Source organism: Streptomyces sp. NPDC051133, from assembly GCF_040682635.1.
In the GTDB taxonomy this organism is placed as follows: Bacteria; Actinomycetota; Actinomycetes; order Streptomycetales; family Streptomycetaceae; genus Streptomyces.
Genome location: NZ_JBFBBK010000012.1, coordinates 14,257 through 30,749 on the forward strand (window position 1 = coordinate 14,257; position 16,493 = coordinate 30,749).

14 protein-coding genes and 1 tRNA gene are annotated in these 16,493 nt (G+C 71.5%); 8 read left to right on the top strand and 7 right to left on the bottom strand.

From position 1 onward, the window contains the following. The first annotated feature begins 17 nt into the window (after window positions 1-17). Both AB0N17_RS14640 and AB0N17_RS14645 read left to right on the top strand, forming a co-directional pair. Window positions 18-1,160 (top strand): hypothetical protein, encoded by a 1,143-nt coding sequence (locus tag AB0N17_RS14640; RefSeq protein WP_366011666.1) that lies wholly within the window; start codon window positions 18-20, stop codon window positions 1,158-1,160. Between the two features lie 97 nt (window positions 1,161-1,257). Continuing rightward, window positions 1,258-2,577 (top strand): activator-dependent family glycosyltransferase, encoded by a 1,320-nt coding sequence (locus AB0N17_RS14645; RefSeq protein ID WP_366011667.1) that lies wholly within the window; start codon window positions 1,258-1,260, stop codon window positions 2,575-2,577. Window positions 2,578-2,634: 57 nt separating this feature from the next. On the opposite strand, the gene AB0N17_RS14650 is transcribed toward AB0N17_RS14645, so the two are convergent. Further along, window positions 2,635-4,200: an alpha/beta fold hydrolase gene (locus AB0N17_RS14650; protein WP_366011668.1), complete on the bottom strand. Its 1,566-nt coding sequence runs from the start codon at window positions 4,198-4,200 to the stop codon at window positions 2,635-2,637. A 168-nt stretch (window positions 4,201-4,368) separates the two neighbouring features. Between AB0N17_RS14650 and AB0N17_RS14655 the strand changes: the two genes are divergently transcribed. The 3 genes from AB0N17_RS14655 (at window position 4,369) to AB0N17_RS14665 (ending at window position 7,634) form a co-directional block, all read left to right on the top strand. Beyond that, window positions 4,369-4,725, top strand: a complete 357-nt coding sequence (locus tag AB0N17_RS14655) for a VOC family protein (protein ID WP_366011669.1) — start codon at window positions 4,369-4,371, stop codon at window positions 4,723-4,725. A 555-nt stretch (window positions 4,726-5,280) separates the two neighbouring features. Then, complete coding sequence (gene rfbB / locus AB0N17_RS14660; RefSeq protein WP_366011670.1) at window positions 5,281-6,261, top strand: dTDP-glucose 4,6-dehydratase; 981 nt, start codon at window positions 5,281-5,283, stop codon at window positions 6,259-6,261. After that, window positions 6,258-7,634: an NDP-hexose 2,3-dehydratase family protein gene (locus tag AB0N17_RS14665; protein ID WP_366011671.1), complete on the top strand. Its 1,377-nt coding sequence runs from the start codon at window positions 6,258-6,260 to the stop codon at window positions 7,632-7,634. Before rfbB ends, AB0N17_RS14665 begins: the two co-directional genes overlap by 4 nt. Before the next feature lie 118 nt (window positions 7,635-7,752). Here the strand turns inward: AB0N17_RS14665 and AB0N17_RS14670 are convergent, their stop codons facing one another. Next, window positions 7,753-8,259, bottom strand: coding sequence for a carboxymuconolactone decarboxylase family protein (locus AB0N17_RS14670; RefSeq protein WP_366011672.1), 507 nt, complete (start codon window positions 8,257-8,259; stop codon window positions 7,753-7,755). An 80-nt stretch (window positions 8,260-8,339) separates the two neighbouring features. Beyond that, the gene (locus AB0N17_RS14675; RefSeq protein WP_366011673.1) at window positions 8,340-9,083 is read right to left on the bottom strand and encodes a gamma-glutamyl-gamma-aminobutyrate hydrolase family protein; all 744 of its coding nucleotides are present in this window, start codon (window positions 9,081-9,083) and stop codon (window positions 8,340-8,342) included. A 223-nt stretch (window positions 9,084-9,306) separates the two neighbouring features. Between AB0N17_RS14675 and AB0N17_RS14680 the strand changes: the two genes are divergently transcribed. From AB0N17_RS14680 to AB0N17_RS14690, 3 genes are all read left to right on the top strand, one after another. After that, entirely contained in the window at window positions 9,307-10,233 is a 927-nt protein-coding gene (locus AB0N17_RS14680) for an ATP-binding cassette domain-containing protein (protein ID WP_366011815.1), read from the top strand. 5 nt (window positions 10,234-10,238) lie between these two features. Beyond that, window positions 10,239-11,069, top strand: a complete 831-nt coding sequence (locus tag AB0N17_RS14685) for an ABC transporter permease subunit (RefSeq protein ID WP_366011675.1) — start codon at window positions 10,239-10,241, stop codon at window positions 11,067-11,069. A gap of 141 nt (window positions 11,070-11,210) precedes the next feature. After that, window positions 11,211-12,419: a ParB N-terminal domain-containing protein gene (locus AB0N17_RS14690; RefSeq protein ID WP_366011676.1), complete on the top strand. Its 1,209-nt coding sequence runs from the start codon at window positions 11,211-11,213 to the stop codon at window positions 12,417-12,419. A gap of 10 nt (window positions 12,420-12,429) precedes the next feature. Here the strand turns inward: AB0N17_RS14690 and AB0N17_RS14695 are convergent, their stop codons facing one another. The 4 genes from AB0N17_RS14695 to AB0N17_RS14710 form a co-directional block, all read right to left on the bottom strand. Next, complete coding sequence (locus AB0N17_RS14695) at window positions 12,430-13,335, bottom strand: AraC family transcriptional regulator (protein ID WP_366011816.1); 906 nt, start codon at window positions 13,333-13,335, stop codon at window positions 12,430-12,432. A gap of 99 nt (window positions 13,336-13,434) precedes the next feature. Then, window positions 13,435-13,511 (bottom strand) — tRNA-Thr (locus AB0N17_RS14700). A gap of 110 nt (window positions 13,512-13,621) precedes the next feature. Continuing rightward, window positions 13,622-15,193: an alpha/beta hydrolase gene (locus tag AB0N17_RS14705; RefSeq protein WP_366011677.1), complete on the bottom strand. Its 1,572-nt coding sequence runs from the start codon at window positions 15,191-15,193 to the stop codon at window positions 13,622-13,624. 84 nt (window positions 15,194-15,277) lie between these two features. Continuing rightward, the gene (locus tag AB0N17_RS14710; RefSeq protein WP_366011678.1) at window positions 15,278-16,483 is read right to left on the bottom strand and encodes a DNA polymerase III subunit delta'; all 1,206 of its coding nucleotides are present in this window, start codon (window positions 16,481-16,483) and stop codon (window positions 15,278-15,280) included. Between the last annotated feature and the right edge of the window lie 10 nt (window positions 16,484-16,493).

The window sequence follows — 16,493 nt, forward strand, 5'->3', positions numbered from 1 at the left end:
CTCCGATATTGCTTTTCGTGAACACGCTCGGAAGTTTTCTCGTCCTCGTCAGCCTGTCCACGCACGTGGGCTCGGTCACCGGGTCGGGGCTGCTCGCCGGAGCCGTGCTGAGCGCGCCGTGGCTGCCCGCGCTGCTGCTGGCCGCACCGCTCAACCGGCTGCTCGCCCGGCCCGCCCCGGAGCGGCTCGTCCGGCTGGCCGAGGCGGCGAGCCTGGCCCTGACCGCCGCCGCCCTCCTGGTCCCGGGCCGCGCGCTGCTCGTGGGCGCCACCGCGCTCATCGTCGTCCGCGGGTACTTCGAGGCGATCACCCGCTCGGCCACGTCGGTCGTCCTGCGCGGCACGGTCGCGCCGGACCGCCTCGACCGGGCCAACACCGTCGCGGAGATCGGCAAGTTGACCGGGCTCAGCATCGGCGCGGCGCTGGTCGGGCCGGCCGGTGCGGTCCTGTCACTGCGCGGTCTGCTCGCCGTCAACGCGGCCACGCTGGCCTGCTCCGCGCTCCTCGCCTGGGCGTTGCCGTCGTCGCCCGAGCGGGCCGGCGGGGCCGCCCGGGACGGTGCGGGCTCCCCGTCCGGCGCCCGCCCGCGCGTCGACGACCCGGGCTTGCGCCGGCTGTTCGCCCGCTTCCTCCTGGTGGCCTTCTGGCAGGGCTTCCACACCGTGGCCGTCACCGTGATCCCGCTGCACGTGCTGGGCGGCGGCACCCGGCTGGTGGGCGTGTTCGTCGCGGTCTCGGCGGTCGCGATCTTCGCCGGTTCGCTCGCCGCCCTGCCGGCCCAGCGGTACCTCGACCGGCTCCCCTCGGCCGCCTGGGCGCTGCTGCCCATGCCACCGCTGCTGGCGGCGGTGGTGGTCGGCCGCACGGCGCCGACGCTCGCGCTGTACGCGGTCTTCCTGGTGCTGTTCGAGGTCGCCTACGTCCACTACAACAACCGTCTGCTGGCCGCCGCCTCCGCCGGGGAACTCGCGTCGGTGGTGACGCTCCGGGCCACCCTGCTGCCCTCCGGTGTGGCGGTGTCCATCCTGGTCATGGGCGCTCTGTGCGACCTGGTGGGCCCGGTGCCCAGCACCCTCGTGGTCGTGCTGGCCACACTTCTGGTCACCGCCGCAACCGGTGACACCCGGCAAGCGTGGAGAAGACCTGTGCGGGACTCCTGATCAAGATGGCAGGGAGCGGAAAGGGGCGTACGCCGTTCGTCTCACGGCGTCCGCCCGTGCCACCCCCCCTGTCCCCCCATGTCTAAGGAAGTCCGCCGTGCGGGTTCTCATCGTGCCGTTCCCCTGGAAGACCCATCTGTTCAACCTGGTTCCACTGGCGTGGTCGCTGCAGACGGCCGGGCACGAGGTGCGCGTGGCCGTCTGGCCGCAGCTCCTCGACTCCGTCACCGGGGCCGGGCTGACGGGCGTCGCCGTCGGTCCCGGCGAGAGCGCGCAGGAGCGCGCGCAGCGGGACCGGCGGCGCCCCACGGGTTCCGCGCCGGCCGGCAAGGGCCCCGCGCAGGGCGAGCTCGACCCGCTCTTCGACATCAGGCCGGACCGCGAACGGCTCGGCTGGGAGCAGGTCACCCGGCTGTTCGGCACCCTGGTGCTGCCGCAGGCACGGCGGTCCAACGACTCGATGATGGACGACCTGGTCGCCTTCGCCCGCGAGTGGCGGCCCGACCTGGTGCTCTGGGGCGCGAAGGCGTTCGCGGGCGCGGTCGCCGCCGCCTCGGTGGGTGCCGCGCACGCCCGGGTGCTGTACTCGGTCGACGTCTATCCCCGGATGCGGGACGACTACCTGCACGCCATGGCCCAGCAGCCGCCCGAGGACCGCGTCGACCTCCTCGGCGACTGGCTGGCCGGCTGGGCCGAGAAGTACGGCTTCGCGTTCTCCGAGGAGCTGGTGAGCGGGCAGTTCACCATCGACCCGCTGCCCGAGGCGTTCCGCCCCGACGCCCGCCCGACCACGCTGCCCATGCAGTTCGTCCCGTACAACGGGCCGGCGGTCGTCCCGTCCTGGCTCGCCGAGCCGCCGCGGGCACCGCGCGTGCTGATGACGTTCGGCGACTCGGTGAACGACGGTCCGGTGCAGCACCTGCTGCCCGTCGAACGCCTCCAGGAGATCCTCGACTCGGTGGGCGACCTGGAGATCGAGCTGGTGCTGACCCTGCCGGACGAGGCGCGGCGGCAGCTGCGTCAGGTGCCGGCCAACACCCGTGTGGTGGAGTCCGTCCCGCTCTCCGAGATCCTGCCGACCTGCGCGGCCATGGTGCATCACGGCGGCGCCTGGTCGTTCGGCTGCGCGCTGCGCCACGGCGTCCCCCAACTGCTGGTCAGCCGGGCCTTCGACGTGCCGCTGAAGCTGAAGTGCCTGGCCCGCAGCGGGGCCGGGCTGTCGATGAACCCCGCCGAGGCGACGGGGCCCGGGGTCCGTGCGGCGATCGTCCGCCTGCTGGAGGACGAAGGCATCCGGGCGAACGCCGAGCGCCTGCGCGCGGAGGTACTGGCCACTCCCTCTCCCAACGAACTGGTGCACACCCTGGAGGAGTTGGCCGTGGGACGCCGGGCCGGCGCGGCTCTCGTCACGCGCTGACCCGGACGCGGGGGCCCCGCATGAGGCATGGCGATCATGCGGGGCCGCCGGGCGGGGTCAGGCCGCCGGCACGGGGTCCGCCGGCGCCTGGCAGGTGGCGTCGACGCCGTCCTGCGAGGCGGGACGGGTGCCGTCCCGCAGGAAGTCACCGACGTAGGTGTTGAGGCAGGTGTCGTTGTTCGCCGACAGCGCGGCACCGACGTTGTGGCCGCCCTTCTCCAGGATGAGCCGGGAGTTCGGGAACAGCTTGTGCGTCTCGTAGGCGCCGCCGTCCCCGTGCGCGGTGTCGAACTCCGGCTGCACCAGCAGGACGTCCACCGACTTGTCGCCGACCTTCGGCGGAGTCTTGGCGGCCACCGGCCAGAAGGCGCACGGAGCGCTGTACCAGGCGTTCGTCCAGGTCAGGAAGTGGTTGCCGGCGGCGTACTGGCGGGAGTAGTCCGCGTGCCACTTGTTCCAGTCCCGCGGCCAGGAGGCGTCGCGGCACTGGTCCGCGTTGTTCGCCGCCTGCCTGTTCTGGTGCGGCCAGCCCGGGACCGTGTAGGTGGCCCGCAGCGACGTCGGGTCGTTCCGCACCACCCAGTCGGAGAGCACCTTCGCGCGGGAGATCCAGGTCCAGCTGCGGTAGACGACCGGCTCGAAGACGTCCGCCCACTCGGCCGGGCCGATCTTGCCGTCGACGGGCGACCGGCGGAGCGCGTCCTCACCCTTGTAGTAGTTCGCCTCGACCTCGGCCTCGGTCGTACCCAGGTGGTACACCGAGTCGTACTTGGCGACCCAGGCGAAGAAGATCTTCGCGTTCTGCTCGGTGGTCTCGTTCTTGTCGAGGTTGTCCTGGTACCAGACGCCGCTGGGGCTCACCACGCTGTCCAGCACCATCCGGCGCACCCGGTTCGGGTACATCGACGCGTAGACCGAGCCCAGGTAGGTGCCCCAGTCGGTGCCGAAGTAGGTGATCTTGTCCTGGCCGAGCGCGATCCGCATCTGGTCGAGGTCGCGCGCGGCGTCCTTGGTGCCGAGGTGCTTCAGCTCGTCGCCGTAGATGTCACCGCAGCTCTTGGCGTAGGCGCGGGCGCGCTCCACCAGCGCCTGCTCGGCCGCGGGCGAGCTGGGCACGGGGTCCGGCTTGGCGTAACCGGGGTCGACGTAGTCGGTGTCGCAGACGACCGACGGCTCGCTGGCCCCGACACCGCGCGGGTCGAAGCCGATCCAGTCGTAGGCGCCGCCCACGTCCTGGGCCAGCCCGCTCGTGCCCTTGGCGTACCGGGTGGGCAGGTCGCGGCCGATGCCCCCGGGCCACTGGCCGCGGTTCAGCAGCACGACACCCTTGTAATCGGCGTCGGCGACGGTGTGCTTGGCCCTGGTCAGCGCCAGGGAGATCTTCTTGCCGTCCGGGTGGCGGTAGTCGAGCGGCACTTGCAGGGAGCCGCACTCCAGGCCCTTGAGCAGGTTCCCGAGGTTCGGGTCCGTGTCCGGGCACGGCGACCAGGCGATGCTGCCGGCGACCGGCCTGATCGCGCCACCTGCGGCGTCCTCCGCCGCGTCCTGCGCCGCCACCGGTGTGACGGTCGACCCCAGCAGGCCGGCCAAGATCACTGATGTGACCAATGCGAGCTTTTTCACGTGATTCCCCTTCTGGATACAACCCGCTCGCACCCTGGCAAGTCCCTCTTTGATTCCGGTCAAAGATGGCTGGAACCCCACTGGAGTCGAGCAAGAACGGAGAAGCGCCGTGACGTGGGAATTCCCTAGCATGAATTCCGAGATCCCGACCCCCAGGAGTGAGTGAAGATGGCTGACCCTGCCACCCAGGGCATCAAGACCGTGCTGCACCCCGTCACGGACCTGGCCTCGGCCAAGAAGGTGTACGCCGCCCTGCTCGGCGTAGAACCGCAGACCGACGAACCCTTCTACGTCGGCTTCGACGTCGCGGGACAGCACATCGGGCTGGTGCCGGGAGCGGGTACGCAGGGCATGGCCACGCCGGTCGTCTACTGGCACGTGCCCGACATCGAGGCGAAGCTCGCCGAGGTGACCGCCGCGGGCGCCACGGTGAAGGACCCGGCGGCCGACGTCGGCGGCGGGCGTCTGGTGGCCACGGTCATCGACACCGACGGCAATGTCCTCGGCCTGTTGCAGGACCGCTGAGCGCCCAGGGACTCCGGGATCCCGAATTCCCCCCGCACACCCCCCACGGATCCCTCACGACTCCTTCCCGGCCCCTCCTCGCATCCCCCCTCGAATCCCCTTCGCATCCCCCTCGAATTCCGGTCGAATCGCGGTCGAACCGCCCTCGAAGCCGCCTCGAATCTCCCTCGAGCCCCTCTCGGGCCGCCCTCGGACCTCCTCGAGCCCCGCTCGGGTTCCGGTCGAGTCCGGCTCGCGAGGGGCTCGGGCGCGGTGGCCGAAAGTCGCCGCCGGGTCCGGGTGAGGGCGATCGCCGTCCGCACACCGCCGGCCCGAGGGGGACCGACGTCCCGCACACAGCCGGCCCGAGGGGGACCGACGTCCCGCACACCGCCGGCCCGAGGGTGACCGCCGTCCCGCAGGCCGGCCCCTCACTCGAACGCGTGCCGCCCGGCAATCTGAGAGGTGCCCTGAATTCAGGCAGCTCTCTAGCGTGAATTCCACGGTATTCGTCCCCCTCATCGAAAAGGGCCAGCAGATGCTTCGACCGTGGATTTGCGACTGCGACGTGATCTCATGAGACTCCTCGTGACCGGCGGAGCCGGTTTCATCGGCTCGCACTACGTACGGACCATGCTCGACGGGGGATTTCCGGGCTACGAGGACGCGCACGTCACGGTGCTCGACCTGCTGACGTACGCGGGCAACCGCGACAACCTCCCCGCCTCCCACCCGCGGCTCACCTTCGTGCACGGCGACATCCTCGACCGCGAACTGCTGCGCACGGTGCTGGACGGCCAGGACGCGGTCGTGCACTTCGCGGCCGAGAGCCACGTGGACCGTTCGATCGAGAGCGGCGCCGCGTTCGTCCGCACCAATGTGGAGGGCACGCAGGCCGTGCTCGAGGCGTGTCTGGCGGCCGGCGTGGAGCGGGTGGTGCACATCTCCACCGACGAGGTGTACGGCTCCATCCCGGAGGGCTGCTGGACCGAGGAGTCCCCCCTCCTGCCCAACTCCCCGTACGCCGCCTCCAAGGCCTCCTCGGACCTCATCGCCCTGGCCTACTTCCGCACCCACCGGCTCGACGTCTCGGTCACCCGCTGCTCCAACAACTACGGGCCCTACCAGCACCCCGAGAAGTTCATCCCGCTCGCCGTGACCAACCTGCTCCAGGGCCGCCCGATCCCGGTCTACGGGGACGGGCAGCAGATCCGCGAGTGGCTGCACGTGGACGACCACTGCCGGGCCGTGCACCGGGTGCTCACCTCGGGCCGGGCGGGCGAGGCGTACAACATCGGCGCCGGCAACGCCGTACCGAACCTGACACTGGCCCACCGGCTCGTCGAACTGTGCGCGGCGGACCCCGGCCTCATCCGGCACGTCACCGACCGCAAGGCGCACGACCGGCGCTACGCGCTGGACCAGACGAAGATCGAGCGGGAGCTCGGCCACCGGCCGCTCACCCCGTTCGACCGCGGACTGGCGGAGACCGTCGCCTGGTACCGGGACAACCCGCAGTGGTGGAAGCCGGTCAAGGAGAGCGGGGGCCGGCCGTGAGCACACCGCTTCTGGTTCCGCGGACCCGGGCCGGGATCTCCGAGCGGCTGGCGCTGTCCGCCGCGACCGCCGAGGGCGTCCACGTCGCGACGGCCGACGTGCGGGCCTGGCTGGAGTTCCACCGGCTGTCCTGCGGGACGGCGATCCGGCGCATCCCGTTCGCCGAGCTCGACCACTGGTCGTTCGCGCCGGAGACCGGCGACCTGCAGCACCGCAGCGGACGGTTCTTCACCATCGAGGGCCTGCACGTGGAGCGGCCGGAGCTGCAGTGGCAGCAGCCCATCATCGTGCAGCCGGAGATCGGCATCCTCGGCATCCTGGCCAAGAAGTTCGACGGCGTCCTGCACTTCCTGATGCAGGCCAAGATGGAGCCCGGAAACCCCAACCTGGTGCAGCTCTCGCCCACCGTGCAGGCCACCCGCAGCAACTACACCAAGGCCCACGGCGGCGCGGCCGTGAAGTACCTGGAGCACTTCCTCGACCCGGACCGGGAACGCGTGCTCACGGACGTCCTGCAGTCCGAGCACGGCGCCTGGTTCTACCGCAAGCGCAACCGCAACATGATCGTCGAGGTGGACGGCGACGTGCCCGCCGACGACGAGTTCCGCTGGCTCACCCTCGGGCAGATCGCCACGCTGCTGCGCGAGGACAACGTGGTGAACATGGACGCGCGCACCGTGCTGGCGAGCGCTCCGCTGGCCCCGCCCGAGCCGGGTGCGCTGTCCTGCGACGCCGACCTGCTGGCCTGGTTCACGGGCCGGCGTGCCCACCACGACATCCGCACCCGCCGCATGCCGCTGCGGGACATCGCCGGGTGGCGGCGCGACGAGCACTCCGTGCGCCGTGCGGACGGCCGGTTCTTCCGGGTGGTGGCGGTCTCCGTGGAGGGCGCCGGCCGCGAGGTGGCCGGCTGGACCCAGCCGATCGTCGAACCGGTGGGCCCCGGACTCGTCGCCTTCGCCCACCGCGTCTTCGACGGCGTCCCGCACGTCCTCGTGCACGCGCGCGTGGAGGGCGGCTTCCTCGACACCGCGGAACTGGCGCCGACCGTGCAGTACGTCCCCGAGAACTACCTCCACCTGCCGGCCGAGCAGCGTCCGCCGTTCCTCGACCTGATGCTGAACGCCTCGCCCGACCGCATCCGCTACTCGGCGGTCCACTCCGAGGAGGGCGGCCGGTTCCTCAACGCCGAGAGCCGCTACCTGATCGTCGACACCGACGAGGAGACGACGCCCACCCAGGCGCCGCCCGGGTACCAGTGGGTCACCCCGGGCCAGCTCAATTGGCTGGCCGGACACACCCGCTACGTCAACGTCCAGGCCCGCAGCCTGCTCGCCGTCCTCACCACCGGTGCGGCGGCAGTAAGCGCCTGAACCCTCCGGCCCACCTGAACGGCCGAGTCCGACAACCGAACCCGACAACCGAATCCGCACACGATTCAGGCCCTGTCCGGTGGAACCTCCACCGGACAGGGCCTGAAGTCGAAGGGAGTTACCGGCTCGCGGCGAGCCGAGTGGTCATCGGGGTCCACTTCTTGGGGTTGATGCGCCAGTCCACCGGCTCCTGCTTGGTGGCGACGTTGACGCGGTTCCACAGGTTGACCAGACCGATGTGCAGGACGATGGCGCCCAGTTCCGTCTGGTTCCAGTGCTTGGCGGCCTCGTTCCAGACGTCGTCCGGGACCGGGTCCTCCTGGTCGTTGATGCGCGTGGCGGCCTCGGCCAGCGCCAGCACCGAGCGCTCGGCGTCGGTGAAGCAGGTCTGCTCCCGCCAGGCCTCCACCAGGGGCAGGCGGAAGTCCTCCTCGCCGGCCTCCTCGAACTCGCGCTTCTTCACGGGGATCTGGACCGGACGGCCGTTGATCTGGCTCACCCGCAAGTGGATGAGCACCAGCGTCTGCAACGGCACACCAACGTTGTTGATGGCCTTGACCAGCTCGCGCATGGGCGGCAGAACATCGGGAACGACCAGCGACGGGTTAGGCATCCGCGGCGACATCGGTAATTCTCCTTCGATCGGGATCAGGATCAGCTTGCCCGCACGGGCAGTCTTTTCTCAACTAATGCGAATTCCACCGGCTAACCGATTTCCGGGGCTCCGGCGGCTCGGGCGAGTGCTTCATGAAGTCGTTTGTCGGCCGTTTGTCCCGCCTCCCATTGAACGCCGATCGCAAAGGGGTGCCCGGTGACTTCGACGACCTCGACGGTGCCGTCCTGGGCCCAGCCGGTGGCGGTCAGACCGGCACCGAGCCGGTCGACGGCCTGGTGGTGGTGGCAGGCCGTCTCCGGCTCGTCCTCGTCGAGGACGCCGGCGATCCGGCTGCCCGGCTCCAGCTTGAGCCGGTGGCGGCCGAGCGTGAAGTCCGGTGTCCCCGGACGGTGGCCGTCGTGGCCCGTGACGTCCGGCAGGTGCTGGTGCAGGCTGCCGCCGTGCAGCACGTTGAGCAGCTGCATGCCGCGGCAGATGGCCAGCACGGGCAGCCGTGCCTCAAGTGCCGTTCGGACCAGGGTCAGTTCGGCCCGGTCGGCGTCCGGGGACATCACCCGGGTCACCGGGTGCGGGTCCGCGCCGTACAGCTCAGGATCCAGGTCGGGGCCGCCCGGGACCAGCAGGCCGTCGAGCCGGTCCACCAGGCGCTCGACGCCGGGCAGCAGCGGCAGCAGCAGGGGGGTGCAGCCCGCAGCGGCCAGGTAGGCCACGTGCGTCTGCAGCGCCAGGCTGACGACCATGTCGCTGCCCTGCAGCGTGACCGGCGCGGTCCGCGCGCAGATCCCGACCACCGGCCGCCCGGCGCTCGCCGGGTCATTCACGACTGAATTCATGACCACCCTCATGGGTCCGGGTTCAACTGAGGACAATGCGCAGATGAAACAACCGCTTCCGCGGACCGTCATCGTCGTCAAAATTAGCCACGGGGGCGAAGCGGAGGCCAACGTTCATAACCGGCCCGACCAGGCCTGTTGAACGGAATCGCACTCCTGGTACCACAGGCGGGGAGCACTTTTATGCCCGTAATCCCTTGCAGCCCATTCAACCGAGGTGACCATGATCGAGGCCAAGAACCTCACGAAACGCTACGGTGACAAGACCGCCGTGAACGACCTGTCGTTCACCGTCGAGCCCGGCCGGGTCACCGGCTTCCTGGGCCCCAACGGCGCGGGCAAGTCCACCACCATGCGGCTGTTGCTGGGGCTCGACCGGCCCGACAGCGGCGAGGCCACCATCAACGGCGTGCACTACCAGGAGCTTTCGCGGCCCCTGCGGGTGGTCGGCGCGCTGCTGGAGGCCCGCGCCGTGCACACCGGCCGCAGCGCCTACGACCATCTGCTCTGCCTCGCCCAGACACAGGGCATCGGCAGGCGCCGGGTGGCGGAGGTCATCGAGCAGGTCGGTCTCGGGTCGGTGGCCCGCAAGCGGGCGGGCGGCTTCTCGCTCGGCATGGGGCAGCGCCTCGGCATCGCCGCCGCGCTGCTCGGCGACCCGGCGGCGCTGATCCTGGACGAGCCGGTCAACGGCCTGGACCCCGAGGGCATCCTCTGGATCCGGAACCTGATGAAGTCGCTCGCGGCGGAGGGCCGCGCCGTCTTCGTCTCCAGCCACCTGATGAACGAGATGGCCGTCACCGCCGAGCACCTCATCGTCATCGGCCGCGGCCGGCTCGTCGCCGACTGCTCCACCGAGGAGTTCATCGAGCGCAGCACCGAGCAGAGCGTCCTGGTGAAGACCCCCGACCGGGAGCAGCTCGCCGAGCTGCTGCGGGCCGAGGGCGCCACCGTCACCGACGCCGAGGACGGCGACCTGGACGTCACCGGCCTCGAGGCGCCCCGCATCGCCGAACTCGCCGCCGCCGGCGGCCTGGTGCTGCACGAGCTGGCGACCCGCCGCGGTTCGCTGGAGGAAGCCTTCATGGAACTGACCAAGGACGCCGTCGAGTACGACGCCGACGTGCCCACCGCCGGAGGTGTGAAGTGACCGCCGTGACCGCATCCGCCCCCGCGACCGCGCCCGTCGCCGACGAGCGCAAGGCCGGCTTCAGCCGGCTGATGCTCTCGGAGTGGACGAAGATCCGCTCCGTCCGCTCCACCGTCTGGTCGCTCGCCATCCTGATCGTGCTCACCCTGATCTTCACCGTGGTGTTCATGGAGATGGGCGTCGCCAACTGGGACAAGAGCAGCGCCTCCCAGCAGGCCGAGATGAGGCTCGACCCGACCGGCACGATCCTCGGCAGTGGCATCCTGCTCAGCCAGCTCGCCGTCTGCGTGCTGGGCGTGATGGTCATCGCCTCCGAGTACTCCACCGGCATGATCCGGGCCAGCCTGCTCGCGGTGCCCCGGCGGGTGCCGGTGCTGGCGGCGAAGGGCGCCGTCTTCGGGCTGGTCGTCCTGGTGGTGGGCGAAGTGACCTCGTTCGCCTCGTTCTTCATCGGCGCGCCGATCCTGCACGGCAAGGCGCCGGTCTCGCTCGGCGACGCCGGCGTGCTGCGCGCCGTCTTCGGCTGCGGCCTCTACCTGGCGCTGCTCGGCCTGTTCGCACTCTCCATCGGCGCGATCATCCGGCACACGGCGGCGAGCATCACCGGTGTCATCGGCTTCGTCCTGGTGCTCGAGCCGATGGCCCGGATGCTGCCCGGCAGCGTGGGCAAGCACATCCACAGCTACCTCCCCACGGAGGCCGGCTACCTGATCACCCAGCAGCACTCCCGCGCGGGCGACGTGCTGGGGCCGTGGCAGGGCCTCGGGGTGCTCGCGCTCTGGACGGCCGTCCTGCTGGTCGTCGCGGCGGCGCTGCTGCGCCGCAGGGACGCCTGACCTCGGCACCCACCGCGGGTGTCCGCCGACCGGCGGGCACCCGCGGTCGTGCTTCCAGAGAGCGTCAACCTGCCCTCGACTACAGCTGGAGACCCTCTTGCCACCCTCGTGATGAGCGGCAGCAGAGAGGGAGTAACCGGAATGGCTCAGAGCAACGGGCAAGCCGTCTTGATAACGAGTGCATTCAGCTCCGTCAGGACGGAGATCGCCGATTCCTCGGCGCGCAGCGAATTCGACCTGAAGAACTTCGAGAAACTGCCGGCACGCGATGTCCCCATCAACGCGCTGTCGACCGGAGTAGCCCTGCGCCAGGGCGGAACGGACTCCGCTCACATCCAACTTCTCATAGATGCGGCGGGCACGGCGGAACTGCCTCCCATTCTCGTCCAGATGGACGGGTACCGCGTCATCGACGGCCTGCACCGGGTGGAGGCGGCCCGGCTCCGGGGCGACACCAGCATCAAGGCGCGCTTCCTCGACTGCTCCGACTCCGAGGCGCTCGTCATCGGCATGAAGGCGAACGGCTCGCACGGCCTGCCGCTGTCGAAGTCCGACCGGGTCTCCGGCGCCCGGCGGGTCCTCACCTCGCACCCTGACTGGTCCGACCGGGCCATCGCGGGGATCACGGGGCTGAGCGCCAAGACGATCGCGTCGCTGCGCGACCGGTCGGCGGACGCCCCCCTCGACGGCAAGCGCGTCGGCCGGGACGGCCGGCGGCGCCCGGTGGACGCGGCCGAGGGCAGACGGCGCGCCGCCGAGTACATCACCGCGCATCCGAACGCCCCGCTGCGCCAGGTCGCCCGGGAGACCGACGTGTCCCTCGGCACGGTGCACGACGTGAGCGCACGGCTGCGGCGCGGCGACAGCCCCGAGCGGGACGGTCGCCGCAGGCCCGCCGCCCACTCCCAGCCCGTGCAGCCCCTGCAGCCCCTGCAGCCGATGGCTCCCGTCCGGCCCATGCACGCCGGGCATCCGGTACGGCCGGCCGACGACATGGCGGGGCCCGCCGCCGTGGTGTCCGGCGGCGGGCCCCGGGTGCCGCTGCGGGTGGCGCCGAGCCCCGACGGTGCGCCCGTGCACCGCCGGAACCACACCGACGCGCCGCCCTCGTGGGCGACCGTGGCGGCCAAGATGGCCACCGACCCCGCCATCCGCTACAACGCGGGCGGCAGGGAGTTCCTCCGCTGGATGCAGCTGCACGCCACCGACCCCGACGAGGAGTGGCGTGAGCTGGTCGACGCGGTGCCCTCGCACTGGCTCGGCGTCGTCGCCCCGATCGCCGAGCGCATCGCCCGGGAGTGGGGCCTGCTCGCCGAACGGCTCAAGGCCAAGCAGGACCTGGTGCCGTGACCCCCCGCCCTCACCGTGACGGCACCGGTGCCGCGGACGCCACCCTGAGGTGTCCCGCGGCCTGGCGCCGTCCGGCGGGAGCCGGAACCGGGTTCACCGAGGCGCACCCGGGATGGGCCACCACGGTGGCCGGGGGTTCGAGCCGGGGCAGCGCGAGCAGGACCGGCGGGTCGGACAGCCGGCCCGGACGCAGCCGCACCGCCGCGCTGGTGACGGTGTCGGCGGCCACGGCCACGGTGGCCACACCGTGGCCGCCGACCAGCGAGGTCCGCCCGGCCCGGGGGTCGGGCCCGATGCCGTCGGCCACCGCGACCGCCAGCAGGTACCAGCTCCCTTCGGGTACGTCCTCCAGCGAGTAACAGGACGGGCGGCCGCTCGGTACGTCGACGACGGCCGAGGCGACGGACGGATGCTGCACGACGGGCGTGGGGAAGGCCCCCAGGAACACCCGGGCGTTCCCGTGGCCCTCCGGCAGGCTGATCGTGCCCGCGACCGTCCCGAACCCCGTCCAGGCGCTCGGCTCCGGTCCCGGCAGGCCCTCCCCGCCCTCCCGCGCCAGCCTGCGGAACCGGCTCGGCGAAACACCGACACTGGCCGTGAAGGAATTGGTGAAGGAACCGACGCTGTTGTATCCCACCGCGAAGGAGATGTCGGTGATGCTCATCGAGGTGGTCTCGATGAGTCGCCTGGCCTGATGAATGCGGATGGCGGCCAGGAATCTTCCGGGCGTGAGTCCGGTCTCCTCTTTGAACAGCCGCGTGAAATAGAAACGGCTGAGCAGTGCGCTGTCGGCGATTTCCGCGAGAGTCAGTGGCTCACTGTAACGCCGCCGAATGTACTCGATCGCCCTTTCTACTGCTTTATCCATATGCGCCTCACTAGTCTCGAACCAAGCAGCAGAATGACGCGAGACCATCGCGCTCAACTCGAGTAATGCTAGTGATCACCGCTGAACGGCATGAACGCCGTGAACGACAGAACCCCAGATCAGGATCTACCTGATCTGGGGTTCCGGTGGAGCCGCTTTCGGGATTCGAACCCGAGACCTACGCATTACGAGTGCGTTGCTCTGGCCATCTGAGCTAAAGCGGCGTGCTGCCCACACCATGGTGCGGTCGGCAACGTCGGTAAGTCTACACAGTATCCGGGGGTGCTTCGTACCCGCCCCCGGAGCGCGGGGCTCCGGGGGCGGGCGGACGGGGCTACGAGCAGCGCTTCCCCACGGCCGGCGGGGTGCCGTGCAACAGGTAGGTGTCGATCGCCGAGTCGATGCACGTGCTGCCGCGGCCGTAGGCGGTGTGCCCGTCCCCGGCGTACGTCAGCAGCCGGCCCGAGGAGAGCTGGCGGGACAGGGACTGCGCCCAGCGGTAGGGGGTCGCCGGATCCCGGGTGGTGCCGACCACGACGATCGGCGCCGCGCCCTTCGCCGCGATGCGGTGCGGTTGGCCGGTGGCCCGCACCGGCCAGTACGCGCAGTTCAGCGAGGCCCAGGCCAGACCGGCGCCGAAGACCGGGGACGCCTTCTCGAACGCGGGCAGCGCCTGGCGCACCTGGTCGGCGCCGGTGAAGGCGGGCGGCAGGTCCAGGCAGTTCACGGCGGCGTTCGCCATCATCAGATTGCTGTAGTCGCCGTGCGCGTCCCGTTCGTAGTAGCTGTCGGAGAGCACGAGCAGGCCCGCGCCGTCGTTCTCCCTCATCGCCGAGGACAGCGCCTCGCGCAGCTGCTCCCACGAGCCCTGGTCGTACATCGCCGCGATCACGCCGGTGGTGGCCAGCGACTCGCCGAGCTTGCGGCCGTCCGCGTCGCCCGCCGGGACGGGGTGGGCGTCCAGCCTGCGGAAGAACGCGGTGAGGTGGTCGCCGACCTGCGCGGGCGTCGTCCCCGCGCCGCCGAGCGGGCAGTCCGTGTGCCGGACGCAGTCCTTCGCGAACGCCTGGAACGCCGTCTCGAAGCCGGCCGTCTGGTCCAGGTTCAGCCTGCGGGCGTCCAGGGAGGGGTCCATCGCACCGTCCAGGACCATACGGCCGACCCGCTGCGGGAACAGCCCGGCGTACGTCGCCCCGAGGAAGGTGCCGTACGACGCCCCCACGTAGTTCAGCTTCCGGTCACCCAGCACCGCCCGCAGGATGTCCATGTCCCGGGCCGCCTCGACGGTGGAGACGTGCCGCAGCAGCCGCGCCGAGCGCGCCCCGCAGCTCTCCGCGAACCTGCGGTCCGCCGTGACCAGCGCGTCCCTCTCCTTCGCGTCGTCCGGCGTCAGGTCCGTCTGCGTGTACGCGTCCATCTGCCGGCCGTCGAGACACTTCACCGGCTCGCTGCGGGCGACGCCCCTCGGGTCCACCGCGACCATGTCGTAGCGGGCGCGGACCGCGGCCGGGTAGCCGACGCCCGCGTAACTCTGCAGGTAGTCGACCGCCGAGCCGCCCGGCCCGCCCGGGTTGACCAGCAGCGATCCGAGCGGCCTGCCCTTCCCGGTGGCCGCCTTGCGGGCGACGGCCAGCCGCACGTCCCCCGCACCGGGCTGGGCGTAGTCCAGCGGGGCCTTCATCGTCGCGCAGCTGAAGCCGGGGGCGCCGCAGCTGCGCCAGTGCAGCCGCTGCCCGTAGTAGGGCGCCAGCGCCGACGGCGTCGAACGCGGCAGCGCGGCCAGCGCCGCGTCCACCGCACCGCCGGCCGGCACGGTCGAGCCCCCGGAGGAGCAGGCGGACACGAGCAGGGCGGCGGCGGTGAGGAGGGTGGCCGTGAGGCGGCGGGGAGAGGGCCTGGTGTGCATCCCGCGAGCGTAACGCTGTGCGACGGACCAGGTGCGACGCGTACGGATTGTGGCTCGTACGAGGGACATCGCCGCCTCCTTCGCTCACCCGGCCCGCAGCGCCATGGTCATCGCCTCCACCGCGAGCAGCGGGGCCACGTTGCGGTCCAGTGCCTCACGGCACGCGGCGATCGCCTCGATGCGGCGGAGCGTGGACTCCGGGGAGCCGGTCCGGGCCAGCCGCTCCAGGGCGTCCTCGGCGTCGGCGTTGGCGATGGCCACGCGGGAGCCGAGCTGGAGCGCGAGGACGTCACGGTAGAAGGCGGTCAGGTCGCCGAGGGCGATGTCGAGGCTGTCGCGCTGCGTGCGGGTCCTGCGGCGCTTCTGCATGTCCTCGAGGTCCTTCATCACACCCGCCGTGCCGCGCGGCAGCCGGCCGCCCTGGGCCGCGCCCAGCGCCGCCTTCAGCTCCTCGGTCTCCTTGCCGTCCATCTCCTCGGCGAGCTGCTTGGCGTCCTCCGCCGCGGCGTCCACCAGTTCCTGCGCGGCTCTCAGGCAGGCCCCGACCTCGTCCAGCCGCAGCGGCAGCTTCAGCACGGCGGCCCGGCGCTCGCGGGCCGCCGGGTCGGTGGCCAGGCGGCGTGCCCGGTCGACATGGCCCTGGGTGGCGCGGGCGGCGGCCATCGCGACCGGCGGCTCGATGCCGTCGCGGCGCACGAGCATGTCGGCGACCGCGTCCACGGACGGCGTGCGCAGGTTCAGGTGGCGGCAGCGGGAGCGGATGGTCGGCAGGGCGTCCTCGACGGAGGGGGCGCACAGCAGCCACACGGTGCGCGGGGCGGGCTCCTCGACCGCCTTGAGGACGGCGTTGGCCGACTTCTCGTTCAGCCGCTCGGCGTCCTCGACCAGGATGATCTGCCAGCGGCCGTTCGCCGGCGCGGTGAACGACTTGCGGACCGTGTCCCGCATGTCCTTCACCAGGATCTCGGCGCCGACCGCGGCGACCGTGGTGACGTCCGCGTGGGTGCCGAGCAGCGCCGTGTGGCAGCCGTCACAGAAGCCGCAACCGGGTGAGCCGCCCAGGGCGCGGTCGGGACTCCCGCACTGCAGGGCGGCGGCGAAGGCCCGCGCCGCCTGGTTACGGCCCGCTCCGGGCGGGCCCGTGAACAGCCAGGCGTGCGTCATCCGCGACGACTCGGGCAGCGGCTCGTCGGCCGCGGCGGCCGTGACGAGGGCGTCGGCGTCCCGCGCGGCGGCGTCGAGCACCGCGCTCACCTTCTCCTGCCCGACGAGGTCGTCCCACACGGTCACGGGTCACGCC